Below are 13,375 nucleotides of genomic sequence, written 5' to 3'. Positions count from 1 at the left end.
GACCATGTTGGTCAATTTTTTCCACGGACTGCGTGACGCGGGCGTTCCCGTTACCACCCGAGAGCTCTTGGACCTTATGGAAGGTCTGAAGCAGCACGTGGCCTTCGGCAATATCGATGATTTCTACTTCTTCAGCCGCACGTGCCTGGTGAAGGATGAGAAATACTTCGACCGCTTCGATCGGGCCTTCGGCGCACACTTCAAGGAGTTGGAGGCGCTGGATGACATCATTGAGGCGCTGATCCCCGATGACTGGTTGCGCAGCGAGTTTATGAAAAACCTGTCCGAAGAAGACAAGGCAAAGATCGAATCGCTGGGCGGTCTGGAGAAGCTCATCGAGGAGTTCAAGAAGCGCCTCGAAGAGCAGCAGAAACGGCATGAGGGCGGCAACAAGTGGATTGGTACCGGCGGCACGTCACCGTTCGGCCAGGAGGGGTATCACCCCGAAGGCATTCGTGTCGGACCCAATGGCAAGAACAACAAAGCCGTGAAGGTGTGGGATAAACGCGACTTCAAGAACCTCGACGACTCGGTTGAACTTGGCACTCGCAATATCAAGGTGGCACTGCGTCGCCTGCGCAAGTTCGCACGCACAGGCGCTGCGGATGAGCTCGATCTGGATGACACCATCAGTTCCACTGCCCGTAATGCGGGGCTGCTGGATATCAAGATGGTTCCCGAGCGGCACAATGCCGTAAAGGTGCTGTTGTTCTTTGATGTGGGCGGCAGCATGGACCCCCATGTGAAGGTGTGCGAGGAGTTGTTCTCGGCGGCTAGGACCGAGTTCAAGCACATGGAGAATTTCTACTTCCACAACTTCCTTTATGAGAGCGTTTGGCGGAATAACGTGCGCCGTCACAATGAGCGCACCGACTTGCTCGATGTGATGCATAAGTACAGTCACGACTATAAAGTCGTTTTCGTGGGTGATGCTTCGATGTCACCCTATGAAATCGTGCAGCCCGGTGGTTCGGTTGAGCATTGGAATGATGAGGCCGGCGAGGTCTGGATGCGCAGATTATTGGAGACCTATGAAAAGGTTATCTGGATCAATCCGGTGCCTGAAAATGAGTGGGAGTACACCCAGTCAATCTCAATGACCAACCAGCTGCTCGAGGGCAAAATGTACCCCCTCACACTCAAGGGGCTGGAAGAGGGTATGTCTTACCTTTCCAAGTGAATCGTTAGCGGCGCTGGCTTGCGTAGGCGACCAGCGCCGCTGAAACCGCCACATTCAGAGACTCGACACCGCCGGCCATGGGAATGGACAGTGCGGTATCTGCGAGCTCGCGAATTTCTGCCGACACGCCGTGGGTTTCCCCACCCAGTACGTACACACGATGGCCGGCGCCTGCTTGCTCAAAGATTGAATTGTCGGCGTTGCCATCGAGGTAGCTCACTTCAATGCCTTGTGCCTGACACAGACGTAACGCGGGTAGCAGTCGCTCGCACCGCAGTAGTGGCGCGCGAAAGACCGTGCCAACGCTCGCCTTGATAACCAGCGGACCCAGGGCAGCCAAACCTTTATCCGGATAGATAATGCCGTCGACACCGGCAGCCGCGGCCGATCGTATGATCATGCCCACGTTCTGGGGGTTGGTGACGCCGTCCATTGCGAGCAGTGTCAGCGGTGCCTTGCTCCCCACCAAGCGTGCCTGCAACCATCCCTGATCAAGGGCCGCAAAAGCAGGGCAGGCAATGTCCAGAGCGACGCCCTGATCCTGCTTACCATTGCGTGAGATGCGCGATAAGGCGTCGCGCGTGTGCAGGCGAACGGGAACACCCCGGGCTGCTGCCCGTTGCTCGATGTCCGCAATGATGCCGCCTTTGCGGTTACTGTCTGCCATATGCAGTGTTTGGCAGGACAGCATCTCGTCGGTCAGTGCTTCCAATACACTCTTTCTGCCGTAAACAGTCAGCACCGAGCGAAGGTCTGCTTTCTTCTGGGCGTAGCTGCTGTTCATTGGGCGTCCTGAGCGTCGGCAGACGGGTTGCTGGACGCAAGTGTGCGACGGTAAGCGCCAGGTGCCTCGCCGGTCCATTTCCTAAAGGAGCGATAGAAAGCGGAGTTATCCTGAAAGCCCATCAGGGCGGAGATGGCGTCAATGGATAAGTCGTCCCGGCCCAGGTAATGGCGAGCCAGCGTGGAGCGAAAGGCATCTTTGAGTTGCTGAAAGCTGGTGTCTTCCTGGCTTAAGCGACGATGTAATGTGCGCGCAGACATGTTGAGTGTCATTGCCACCTCGCTGGCGCCGGGCAGGGCGCTCTGGTCGTGACTGGCTAACAGTTGCTGCACTTTATCAGTGAGAGGCTTGTCAGCGCCGGGGGCGTCACGCCGAACCAGTTGATGCGGCGCCTGTCGCAGAAACAGCTTCAGCGATTCTTCCGTCTGCACCACGGGAAGCTGCAGCGCCGGGGTCTGCAGGAGCAGGCCAGCGTGCGACTTCTGGTAGTGAATGCCGCAGTCAAACAGCGCTTCAATTGGACCGCCGGGCGCTCCGATATCGCCCTGCAGGTAAACGCCTAAAAGCGGTAATGGTTTGCCAACCAGCCAGCTGTAGAAGCGGTACATCATATACAGCACATTGGCCTGTACCACTGTGGGTTGCTGCGTCTGTCCGCGCTGGAAGATACAGAGTGTGCGACGGCCACCTTGAAGCGCCAGTAATGGCGGTGGCGATGGCGGTGGAAGTGGCGTGCGGTATTGGTCGCAATAGTCAAAAAATGCCGCGGCGCGACGCAGGGCCTGCTCCAGAGTCCGTGTGTGGATAACCTGCAGGCACATCATGCGAAACGTGCCCGGTGGAGAGCGGTAGTGCTCCCCCAAACCAAAGGCCTCGTCCTGCTCAGACTCCATGAGCAGGGCATAGAGCTTGCTGTATGACTCCGTCGAGACGCGTGTTTGCGGTGTCGCCTCTAGCGGATCGAAATCCAGCCCAATAGCGGCAAGGGTTGCCTCCAGATCATATCCTTGCCGCAGCAGCACCTTTAGCAGTGTGGCCAGCGGTTTGATGGGCATGCTGTCCATGCGCATCAATGGCCGGTGTTAGCTGACTTTTTCGCGTCCACTGGCGAGCGCCGTAACCTGGTCTGCTGATGCTTTCATGCGGGCAGCGATCTCTTCGATACGCGCTCCGGTCATGGGCTTATCAAAAGAGCCGGCAACAAAGCACATGACCGGAATCTCCCCATAGACGAACACCGGTACAGAGATCGTGCTGACATCGTATTTGGCTTTCGGGTCTATGCGATCCAGGTGGCACTGCTCCTCGCACAACCCTCTCTGGTAGGTGTTGGCCGCGTCTTCCAGCTCAGTGAGACTCCAGGAGTTGTGTATGCGGGAGAGCTCCTTGGTCAGGCCTTCCTCGGCACGGGTCTTCAGCATGACCTCGTAGCCGCGCGCCCGAATAGCAATCACAGAAACTCTCAGCTTTTGATCCAGCCGTTCGTTGTAGCCGCCGCGAGAATCATGCGCGCGAGTTAGCCAGGCCTCCAGGTACTTCGCGGGCGAAAAGGCCGTGAAGCAAGCGGCAACAGGTGCCGTATTCGGCAGTCTAAGCCCCAGCTGGAAAGCATCGATGAGCGAACCTGCCTTGCCGTAGAGGGCCAGCAGCACCATGTGCAGTTTGGATCGGCCTGTCACCGCGAAACCGCAACCCACATCGTTCTGAAGTCGTTCCAGCTCGGGTCGCGCGTACTCGAGCACGGGAAACTGGGCAAAGGCAGCGTTCCCTGCCGCGATGATGGATGGCCCAAGGCGGTAGGCTTTGGTTTTTGGGTGCTGAACAAGGAATCCGTAATTTGCCATTGTGGTAAGAATGGCATGGCAGGTGGCCTTATTGAGGTTCAGGCGACGCGTCATTTCTGTGAGACCAAACGCCTGATGGGGGTTGGCCATCAGCAAGTCGAGGATCGCGAGCGCTCGCGCTGTTGGCTGAGAAAACAGGGCCACTGATATACTCCTTTCTGCGGTCCGTTTACCGGTTTGTATTGTTGTACTCGGAGTGTAGCTTGAGGCTTGAGTACGCCTCAAGTAACGTCCCGCATTGAACACTAAATGGCGTGGAGCTGCCAGATATGACAGGGGAAAAAACCCTGATTCTGTATGGAACCGAGGCCTGTCATCTGTGTGAGCAGGCAGAGGAACTGCTGGTGGGTGCCCGGCACGCTATCGGTGGTGCGTGGACCTACGAAAAGGTGGACATCAGTGAGTCAGATGCGCTGTTTGAACGCTACGGCTGGTTGATCCCGGTGCTTGCCTCTCCCGAGGGCGAGGAGTTGCGCTGGCCCTTTGATCCGCCAGCGCTAGCGGAATTTCTGATTAATTGCCAACTCTGACAGCCAGCACATCACAGGTGGCGCCATGCAATACGCCGTTTGCTGTGGAACCCATCAGTAGCGCCAATCCATAGCGTCCATGACTGCCGACGACGATCAGGTCCGCCCCCAACTCCTCGCCTTTCGCATGAATCTCGACCTCGGGCCTGCCCATAACAATATGTTGCTTTTGGGCGTCGATCCCGTGGCTCTCTCCGAAGCGGGATAGCTGCTGGCTAGCCTGTGCCTGAATTTCATCCTGGATGCCAGAAAAATCCATAGGGATGTCGCCGCCATAGGCAAAGCTCAAAGGCTCAATCACATGAATTACGTGGAGTTGTGCACTGGAGCCCGCTGCGACCGCATGCGCGCGCTGCGCAACCAATGCGGACTCATCGCTGAGATCCACCGCGATCAGGATGTTGGCGTACTGGGACATTGAAAACCCTCTGAGTGCCGATACTTAGTTTGTTATAGCATAGAATGACGCAGCGGCTGCAGTGGTGGCCGATCTGTCTGAATCCCCTTTGACCTGGATCATACTGCGGGCATGACCTATCTGATTATCGCGCTGATCATCGCCGTTGCGCTGGCGCCATTGCTGCATTTTGTCCCCAGTAAACAGCAGAGGGCACAGGCAAGGCTGCGCGAGACTGCCGCTCTTGCTGGACTGTTTGTCGAATTCCGGGATCTTCCCGGGTTGGAGACACGCGCAGGCCGTGTTTCTGCGGGTGAACGACAGGTGCTCTACTATGGCAAGCGGCTCGCACCCTCCAAAGGCCGGGCCAAGCGTCGCGGCGTGTGGCGGCGCAAGGGTGGCGACTGGGCGCCTGTAGGAGGGAGGGAAAATCCTCCTTCTATATTGAATGAATTACCGCCCCAGATCCTAGCCAGCAGCATCGATGAGGCCAGCTGCGGCGTGTACTGGCGGGAGGAGGGCGGCGTCGAAATGGTAGAGCAGATAGCCCACTCACTAGAGACGTGGGCACAGCAGAATTAGCACTCGCGCTGGCAGCTTTTGCTTGACCATGGCTCGGCGCAACCGTATATATGCGAGTTTTTTCGGGCCGTGAAACCACGACCCACCGGCAAATACCGCGAGCGATATGGGAAAATCACTGGTCATCGTAGAGTCTCCGGCGAAAGCCAAGACGATCAACAAGTACCTGGGCAAAGACTATGTGGTCAAGTCCAGCGTTGGGCATATCCGCGATCTGCCCACGTCAGGCAGCAGCACGCCAGTCGATCCTAAGGAGCGTGCCGCGCAGGCTGCTCGTACCCGTAAAATGAAGCCCGAGGAGAAGGCGGCTTACAAGAAAGCCAAAGCGCGAGAGCAGCTGATCAAGCGCATGGGTATCGATCCTGAAGAGGGCTGGGAAGCCAACTACCAGGTCCTACCCGGGAAAGAAAAAGTCGTCAACGAGCTGCGCAAGCTGGCCAAGGACAGCGACACCATTTATCTCGCAACCGACCTCGACCGAGAGGGAGAGGCCATTGCCTGGCATCTGCGAGAGGCCATAGGCGGCGATGATGACCGGTATCGCCGGGTGGTTTTCAACGAAATCACGAAAAAGGCGATTCAGGAGGCGTTTGAACAGCCGTCGACCATCGATAATAACCGCGTGAATGCGCAACAGGCGCGTCGATTCCTAGACCGCGTGGTTGGCTACATGGTGTCGCCCCTGTTATGGGCCAAAGTTGCACGAGGCCTGTCGGCCGGGCGCGTACAGTCGGTAGCTGTGAGGCTCATCGTGGAGCGCGAGCAAGAGATACGCGCTTTTGTCCCTGAAGAGTACTGGGAAGTGCATGCCGACCTGTTGGCCGATGGCAACGAGGAGATGCGTTTCCAGGTCGTCCGTCAGGACGGTAAGAAGTTCCGTCCAGGTAGCGAAGCGGAAACATCGACGGCGGTGCAGCAGCTGGAAAGCGCCGCTTATGCGGTGAAAAGCCGCGAGGACAAGCCCAGCAAGTCCCGGCCCCCTGCGCCTTACATAACGTCGACGCTGCAGCAGGCAGCGAGCACGCGACTGGGTTTCTCGGTGAAGAAAACCATGATGCTGGCTCAGCGCCTGTATGAGGCGGGCTACATCACCTATATGCGGACTGATTCGACCAATCTCAGTGCAGAGGCGGTGTCCGCTTGCCGCGACTACATTGCTGGAAATTTCCCCAAGCGCTATCTCCCCGATTCGCCCAATGTGTACTCGGCGAAGGACGGCGCTCAGGAAGCGCACGAGGCCATCAGGCCCTCTGACGTTAACGTCTCACAGGCGCAGCTAAAGGGCATGGAGCGCGATGCAGAGCGGCTGTATGAGTTGATATGGCGTCAGTTCGTTGCCTGCCAGATGCCCGCAGCAGAATACACAGTCACGACTGTGACAGTAGCCGCGGGCGAGTTTGAGCTCACAGCCAAGGGTCGCATCATCCGTTTCGACGGTTTCACCCGCGTTCAACCGCCCGGCGGTCGCAAAGGTGAAGATACGGTGCTTCCCGATGTGAAAGAGGGCGCCTTACTGGGGCTGCAGGCGCTTGACCCCGCACAGCATTTCACCAAGCCTACACCGCGCTACGGCGAGGCCAGCCTGGTGAAAGAGCTTGAAAAACGCGGCATTGGTAGGCCTTCCACGTACGCATCTATCATTTCTACCATCCAGGATCGCGGTTATGTGCGCCTGGAGAACAAGCGTTTCTACGCCGAAAAGATGGGCGATATCGTCACGGAGCGGCTGCAGAAGAGTTTCAGTGATCTGCTTGATTATGGCTTTACCGCATCCATGGAAGAGCATCTGGATGAGGTGGCAGACGGCAAACTGGATTGGCGCAACTTGCTGGATGACTTTTACGAGGAGTTCCGCGACCTGCTAGAGAAAGCGGGTGAGGATGGGCCGGATGGCATGCAGGCCAATGAGCCCACCATGACGGATATCGCCTGTCCGACCTGTGACAGGCCTATGCAGATTCGCACGGCCAGCACCGGGGTATTTCTCGGTTGCTCCGGCTACGCCTTGCCGCCGAAGGAACGCTGTAAGACCACCATCAACCTTACCCCGGGTGATGAGGCGATTAGAGAGGATGCGGACGATGAGGCGGAGTCTCGCCTGCTGATCAGCAAGCACCGCTGTAAGCTGTGTAACACCGCCATGGACTCTTACCTGATTGATGAAGATCGCAAGCTCCATGTCTGCGGCAACAACCCGGATTGCCCGGGATTCGAAGTCGAGCACGGCAAGTTCAAGATCAAGGGCTACGACGGACCGGTCATCGAATGCGATAAATGCGGCTCAGATATGCAGCTTAAAAACGGCCGTTTCGGTAAGTACTTCGGCTGTACCAACGAGAATTGCAAGAACACCCGTAAGCTGCTGCGCAACGGCGAGGCGGCGCCACCCAAGATGGATCCGGTACCTATGCCCGAGCTGGTTTGCCAAAAGGTTGAGGATCACTACGTGCTGCGCGATGGTGCTGCCGGGCTGTTCTTGGCTGCGAGCCAGTTTCCGCGAAACCGCGAAACCCGGGCGCCCTTCGTGGACGAGATCCTGCCGCACAAGTCAGAGATCGACCCCAAGTACACCTTCCTGTTCTCCGCACCGGCAACGGACGAGGACGGCAATCGCACGCAAATTCGCTACAGCCGCAAAACCAAAGAGCAGTACGTGATGAGCGAAGTCGATGGCAAAGCTACTGGCTGGCGAGCGCATTACCAGGGCGGTAAGTGGGTAGCTGAGCAGGGCAAAGCGGGAGGCGGGCGGCGCAAACGCTCATGAGCGGCGCCCGTGCCCAGGCTAACCAGTCGCTGTATCTGGCACGTATTCAGCTGCAGGCCTGGGCGAGTACGCAGGAGCAGGGGCAGGTTGCGATTAACGTGCTGCAGCTGGCCTTTGCCCCGGCCGTGAGAATGCATCTACTGGATGCGTTTGGCGCTTACGCCCTGCACATACTCAATGTCAGCGAGCTGCCAGAGCCCTTGCCGCATCACACAGACGAACTACCCAGTGTGGCATCGGGCAAAGCCGTACCGGCCGAGATTCGCGAATTTCAGCAATTGGAGCGTTCGGGTTGGCTATGGCGTTTGCAGCAGCCGCTATCGCGTACAGCGCAGCAGCGGCGCGTCAGTACCAACCTTGCCGCGCCGGCCATCGATGCTCCCGATCTTGCGGCATTGTCTGACTGGGCAGCCGCCCTGGAGCAGTTGATGGGGCGTATGAATGATTCATTGGATGAGTGCTGACGCGGTCGCTGGTGCCGCCTGCATGTCGCTGATATGATGAACTTGCGACAACCGCAATCAGAGGTCGTTTGAGTGTCCACATCCCTGTTGGAAATAGTAGATTTAGGTGACGGCGAGATCGTTCTTCAGCGTGCTGATGATGATTCCGCACCCTTGGTGACGATTCGTTTTTCCGACGAGTCACAGCTCTACTTGATGGACAATGGACTGGAAGTTGCCAAGGCTATGATACAGGCCGGCATCCAGACCGCAGCAGCATTGTCCGATGCAGCCGAACTGGAGGTAGAAGAGGAGTCTTCTGACGAGGCGCGCGTCTTACACTAGACAGCGCCGGCAGTTCCGCCCACGCCTGGCGTGGGCATTGACAGTTCGCCGACCGGCGCACTGGGGTGTCTAACCCTCTTTAGAAAAGCCTTCCCTGTGCAAACACTTTGCGATGTGGCCGCGGGTACTAACCCGATAATCAGGCTCGGTTCGTTATCAATACGAGTTAGTTGCCTCGACGCAGGACGCCGACGCTCAAGCCCTCTATGGCGAAGCTTTGTTCGCGAAGGTCTACGCGAATGGGCTCGTAGTCGGCATTCTCAGGCAGTAACGAGAGCAGGTGCTTATCCTTGCCGCGCTGGAGGCGCTTCACCGTCACCTCATCATCGATGCGCGCCACGATAACATCGCCATTATTGGCGACAGGCGTGCTGTGCACGGCCAGCAAGTCGCCGTCAAAGATACCAATGTCGATCATGCTGTCGCCGGTGACCGTGAGAAAGTAGTCCGCCGCCGGTTTAAAGAACGAGGCGGGCAGGTCACAGTAGTCTTCGATGTGCTCTTGCGCCAGCACAGGATTGCCCGCGGCAACACGACCGACAATGGGTATGCCCTGTGTCTCGGGTAGGCGTATACCGCGCGACGCGCCAGGAATGATCTCGATAGCCCCCTTACGAGCGAGTGCTTTTAGATGCTCCTCGGCGGCGTTGGCAGAGCGGAACCCCAGCTCTTTGGCAATATCAGCCCGTGTGGGCGGGAAGCCTGTGGTATCAATATGCTGTCTGATCAGGTCCAGGACCTGCTGCTGCCGGTTGGTAAGCTTCTGCATGTAAGCACCTGTGTTTTTATACAGATGCTGTGATTATATACAGTGATTGTCGCGACGTGCAATCGCCTTGCGTGGGTCTTGGTGCGGGTCTCGCGGCGGGTGAGGGGGTCTAGAACTCCTCGACACCGTACATTGCATCAGGCTCGATACTGTTGATAGGGCTGTTCCAGTCTTCTGGGTGGAAGGGCAGGTCAGGATCCAGACCATCCTCATCATCCAGTTCATAGGCGCTGCGCCAATCTTCTGGGGCCTCTGCCCGCTGCAGTAATAACTGACGCCAGGCATCCAAGTCGTATTCGGTGACCTCGCCATCCAGATACTGGGCTTCAATAGTCAAACTTGAAGGGTCCCAGGCAACCACTTCAAAAAGCATGTTTGACTGCAGGTCTTTGTACCAGCCACCGACGTCCGGGCTTAGCATCTTCATGATTGACTCACTCGCAAAGGGCTTTCCACTTCAAAATATCACGTCAAGAATCGCTGTCCATTATGTAGAATCGGCCTAAAACAGCCGATGTAAATGCCCTCTGGCTATTGGCAGAAAACTTTCGTTACAGGATCAATTGCTTAGCGCGCATTTCAAGACTTCGATTAATCGTTGCCTGCATTCGATATGCCGACAGCCGCCGAGGCACAGCTCCGGGTATGAGAAAATTGTCTAAGCGATGAGCACGGGGGCTGACACGACAGCATCAGCGGCGTAGTGTGCAGCCAAGTCGTATAAGGAGGGTACATGCACGACCTGATCGAACAACTGCACGGGGCCATACTCGGTGCCAGTGAGGCCATGGGCATCACACTGGAGCTTGCCTCGGTATTGTTTTTATTGGTTGCTGGTGCGGTGGGGCACTTTGCACTGGGGGCGCTGGTTAACCACCTGCATCGTATTGCCAATGCCAGCGAGCAGAACTGGGATGATGTCTTCGTCACCGCGTTGGAGACGCCGCTGCGCATCGTGATCTGGGTGGTGGTGGTTTACTTCGTACTGCGCGTGTATCCGGCGACGGACGGGCTGCGTGAATACCTCTTTCAGGCTTATGACACCGCGATTGTGCTGGTGCTCGCGTGGTTCCTGCATCGCCTGATTGCCGGCTCAGAAGAAGAGTTGCTGCGGGCCGACAGGGGGCGAACACAGTCGACTGACAAGGCGACTGTCAGGGCCACTGCCAAACTCGGCCGCATTGCCCTGTGGATACTCACAGGGCTAATGATCCTGCAGTCGCTGGACGTCTCTATTTCGGGTTTGCTGGCCTTCGGGGGCATTGGCGGCATCGCGGTGGGCTTCGCCGCCAAGGACCTGCTGGCGAATTTCTTCGGCGGCCTGAGTATCTATCTCGATAGACCCTTTACCATCGGCGACTGGATTCGCTCTCCGGACCAGGAGATTGAGGGAACGGTTGAGGATATTGGTTGGCGTATGACGCGCATCCGCACCTTCGATCAGCGCCCGCTGTATGTGCCGAATGCGATCTTCAGCCAGATTTCGATACAGAATCCCTCCCGGATGCTCAATCGACGCATCTACGAAACCATCGGTATTCGCTATGACGATGCTGCACAGTTGCCGCAGATTGTCGCCGATGTGCGTGCGATGTTAGAGCAACATGAAGAGATAGATCTTTCCCGGACTCTCATCGTCAACTTCGTATCCTTCGGCCCCTCATCGCTGGACTTTTTCGTTTACACCTTTACCAAGACAGTGAACTGGGTTGAGTATCACGAGATCAAACAGGACGTGTTGCTCAAGATTCTCGACATCATCACCGGTCACGGCGCTGAGGTTGCTTTCCCCACCCAGACGCTGCACGTAACGCCTCCCGAGGAGCCCGTAGTATGAATCTGCTGGGCGTGGTCGGTGGCACAGGCATGGACACGCTGCCGGACTTTTCAGGGAGTGAACAGGCGCCTATTGAGACGCCTTACGGCGCGCCTACCCAGGCCCCGGTAGTCGGCCAGATAGCAGGGCAGCCACTGGTGTTTTTGCACCGGCATGGACAGGTCAATCCCACACCTCCCCATTTGGTGAACTATCGCGCAAATGTTCATGCGTTGGCCCAGGTTGGTGTGACGCATCTGATCGGTGTGAATGCGGTGGGTGGCATTGGCTTACCCATGCACCCCGGCGCGCTGGTGATCCCCGATCAGATTATCGATTACACCTGGGGCCGCGAGCACACCTTTGAAGCGGGTAATAGCGGGCAGATTCAGTACATCGACTTCGCGCATCCCTATGACCAGGGGCTTCGCCAGCAACTGATAGAAACGGCACGGGAACTGGCGCTGGAGCACGTGGATCACGGCACCTACGGTGCCACTCAGGGGCCGCGCCTGGAGACCGCTGCTGAGATACGAAGGATGCAGCGCGATGGCTGCAACCTTGTGGGGATGACCGGCATGCCGGAAGCGGCGCTCGCCATGGAAGCGGGGATTGCCTATGCCTCCGTCTGCATGGTGGTTAACGCCGCGTCGGGTATGGATGATAGGCCGCTATCGCTTGATACCATCGTCGAGATTCTGCAGCGCGAGTCCGGCGTTGTGGGCACGTTGATCGCGGCACTGGCACACCGCTTCTACGGTAACTAGCGTTCCAGGGTGAGTAACTGGCCCGCTTCGGTCCGCGCTGCCATAGCCTGGGCCTCTGCCAGTGCCATGCTCTCTAACTCTTCGTCGCGCATGGGCGTCAGCTTAATAACTACACCCATTAATGGGTGGTCCAGGTAATGCACTTCATTGCTGCGCATACGCCTGCGATCTTTCAGCCGAATGGCGTGTCGCCAAGGGTAGATGGGTTGTTCTGCCGCAGCTTCCTCACCTGAGAGTTCTGCGTTGCCTGTCATTGAATCAGTGGGCCCCTGTTCTTCTACAGCTAGTGCCGAGCTCTGATCTACCGCGGGGTAGGGTGAGGTTACATTAAAACCCGTGCCGGGCAGTGAGCTGCCCCCGAGCGTATCAGAGGCAGGCTGTGGTTCTACCAGCACCAGCGACTGCGGTGACCACGGCGGTGCAGGCATGGCCCAGTCTGCGTCGATGTATTCGCCCACCGTATTCAGCCACAAGTCGGTTGCAATATGCAGGTAGCGTGACAGGTAAACCTTGACGCTACCTTGTAGGCGCGGCCAGTTCTGGTTGTCGCCGGACCGGTCGACAATAATGCTGGCGCTATCATTCTCGCCCGACATGGGCTGTACCCAGCTTTCATGGAATAGGATTTGGTACTTGCCAGTGCGCTGCATATAGGCAGCCTTGCCGCGAAACTCAAGATCGCCCGAGGGCTGCCGAATCCACGGCGTGGGTCTCAGCGGCGTTTCGGTCTCAGCGTTGGATACAGTTGATGCGATGCCTGTTGCGGCCGTGTTCGGGGCCTGGGGCAGGGCGTTACTAGCGTCTGCGGCGCTCTCACGCAGCGGGATATCTGCATCAGCGATCTCCGCTCTCTCGTCTTCGGTGACGGGCACAGGTAGCGTCAGCGTTTGAATGCCGCGCTCATCGATGCTTTCTTGCGCGTCCGGCCATGACTCCCGGTGCTTCTCTTCCGCAGCCAGGTCGCGGATGAAGCGATAATCATCGGGGTAGTCCAGGGAAGGCTCTGGCGGCCATAGCTCACTGCTGGCTGCGGGGTCGCCCTGTGAAAATATCAGCAGTTCCACTTTGAACCAGCGTGCGTCGTCCGCTTGTGCAAGTGCTGTGACGGTGTGCAGAGTGCACAACAGGGCGATGGCGATGCGACCCATAGTCGA

At 57.6% G+C, this 13,375-nt stretch carries 15 protein-coding genes; 8 read left to right on the top strand and 7 right to left on the bottom strand.

The genetic code is table 11. The features are described 5' to 3' along the window. Positions 1 to 4: 4 nt before the first annotated feature. Positions 5 to 1,180, top strand: coding sequence for a vWA domain-containing protein (locus IE089_RS05825; RefSeq protein WP_189476098.1), 1,176 nt, complete (start codon positions 5 to 7; stop codon positions 1,178 to 1,180). A gap of 4 nt (positions 1,181 to 1,184) precedes the next feature. Here the strand turns inward: IE089_RS05825 and IE089_RS05820 are convergent, their stop codons facing one another. The 3 genes from IE089_RS05820 to IE089_RS05810 are packed head-to-tail and all read right to left on the bottom strand — an operon-like array spanning position 1,185 to position 3,952. After that, the gene (locus IE089_RS05820) at positions 1,185 to 1,964 is read right to left on the bottom strand and encodes a TrmH family RNA methyltransferase (protein ID WP_189476094.1); all 780 of its coding nucleotides are present in this window, start codon (positions 1,962 to 1,964) and stop codon (positions 1,185 to 1,187) included. After that, a complete protein-coding gene (locus IE089_RS05815; RefSeq protein WP_189476091.1) occupies positions 1,961 to 3,019 on the bottom strand; it encodes an AraC family transcriptional regulator in 1,059 nt (352 codons plus the stop codon). Before IE089_RS05815 ends, IE089_RS05820 begins: the two co-directional genes overlap by 4 nt. 27 nt (positions 3,020 to 3,046) lie before the next feature. Then, positions 3,047 to 3,952 carry an IclR family transcriptional regulator gene (locus IE089_RS05810; RefSeq protein ID WP_189476088.1) on the bottom strand — a complete coding sequence of 302 codons (906 nt, stop codon included), beginning with the start codon at positions 3,950 to 3,952 and terminating at the stop codon, positions 3,047 to 3,049. Between the two features lie 125 nt (positions 3,953 to 4,077). Here IE089_RS05810 and IE089_RS05805 point away from each other — a divergent pair, with 125 nt between their 5' ends. Then, positions 4,078 to 4,338, top strand: coding sequence for a glutaredoxin family protein (locus IE089_RS05805; RefSeq protein ID WP_189476085.1), 261 nt, complete (start codon positions 4,078 to 4,080; stop codon positions 4,336 to 4,338). Here IE089_RS05805 and IE089_RS05800 read toward each other — a convergent pair. After that, positions 4,322 to 4,756: a universal stress protein gene (locus tag IE089_RS05800; protein WP_189476082.1), complete on the bottom strand. Its 435-nt coding sequence runs from the start codon at positions 4,754 to 4,756 to the stop codon at positions 4,322 to 4,324. The genes IE089_RS05805 and IE089_RS05800 overlap by 17 nt on opposite strands. 111 nt (positions 4,757 to 4,867) lie before the next feature. Here IE089_RS05800 and IE089_RS05795 point away from each other — a divergent pair, with 111 nt between their 5' ends. The 4 genes from IE089_RS05795 to IE089_RS05780 all read left to right on the top strand — a co-directional run bounded on the left by IE089_RS05795 (position 4,868) and on the right by IE089_RS05780 (position 8,869). After that, positions 4,868 to 5,317 carry a hypothetical protein gene (locus tag IE089_RS05795; RefSeq protein WP_189476079.1) on the top strand — a complete coding sequence of 150 codons (450 nt, stop codon included), beginning with the start codon at positions 4,868 to 4,870 and terminating at the stop codon, positions 5,315 to 5,317. 106 nt (positions 5,318 to 5,423) lie between these two features. Continuing rightward, positions 5,424 to 8,081, top strand: coding sequence for a type I DNA topoisomerase (gene topA, locus IE089_RS05790; RefSeq protein ID WP_189476077.1), 2,658 nt, complete (start codon positions 5,424 to 5,426; stop codon positions 8,079 to 8,081). Continuing rightward, positions 8,078 to 8,545, top strand: coding sequence for a DUF6586 family protein (locus tag IE089_RS05785; RefSeq protein ID WP_189476074.1), 468 nt, complete (start codon positions 8,078 to 8,080; stop codon positions 8,543 to 8,545). Before topA ends, IE089_RS05785 begins: the two co-directional genes overlap by 4 nt. Before the next feature lie 72 nt (positions 8,546 to 8,617). After that, entirely contained in the window at positions 8,618 to 8,869 is a 252-nt protein-coding gene (locus IE089_RS05780; protein ID WP_189476071.1) for a hypothetical protein, read from the top strand. 166 nt (positions 8,870 to 9,035) lie between these two features. Here IE089_RS05780 and lexA read toward each other — a convergent pair whose 3' ends face one another. Next, positions 9,036 to 9,638: a transcriptional repressor LexA gene (gene lexA, locus IE089_RS05775; RefSeq protein WP_189476069.1), complete on the bottom strand. Its 603-nt coding sequence runs from the start codon at positions 9,636 to 9,638 to the stop codon at positions 9,036 to 9,038. A gap of 109 nt (positions 9,639 to 9,747) precedes the next feature. Further along, positions 9,748 to 10,065, bottom strand: coding sequence for a DUF6763 family protein (locus IE089_RS05770; protein WP_189476065.1), 318 nt, complete (start codon positions 10,063 to 10,065; stop codon positions 9,748 to 9,750). 306 nt (positions 10,066 to 10,371) lie between these two features. On the opposite strand from IE089_RS05770, the gene IE089_RS05765 reads away from it, so the two are divergent. Together IE089_RS05765 and IE089_RS05760 are read left to right on the top strand one after the other, a co-directional pair. After that, on the top strand, positions 10,372 to 11,475 hold the full coding sequence (locus IE089_RS05765) for a mechanosensitive ion channel family protein (RefSeq protein WP_189476062.1): 1,104 nt from the start codon (positions 10,372 to 10,374) through the stop codon (positions 11,473 to 11,475). Further along, entirely contained in the window at positions 11,472 to 12,221 is a 750-nt protein-coding gene (locus IE089_RS05760) for an S-methyl-5'-thioinosine phosphorylase (protein WP_189476060.1), read from the top strand. Before IE089_RS05765 ends, IE089_RS05760 begins: the two co-directional genes overlap by 4 nt. Here the strand turns inward: IE089_RS05760 and IE089_RS05755 are convergent. Beyond that, positions 12,218 to 13,369, bottom strand: coding sequence for a CsiV family protein (locus IE089_RS05755; protein WP_189476057.1), 1,152 nt, complete (start codon positions 13,367 to 13,369; stop codon positions 12,218 to 12,220). The two genes, IE089_RS05760 and IE089_RS05755, sit on opposite strands and share 4 nt — an antisense overlap. Positions 13,370 to 13,375 lie beyond the last annotated feature (6 nt).

This window comes from Parahalioglobus pacificus (assembly GCF_014652275.1).
Taxonomy (GTDB): Bacteria; Pseudomonadota; Gammaproteobacteria; order Pseudomonadales; family Halieaceae; genus Parahalioglobus; species Parahalioglobus pacificus.
The sequence above is the reverse complement of the archived record's forward strand: the minus strand, read 5'-3'. Positions and strand labels throughout refer to the sequence as shown.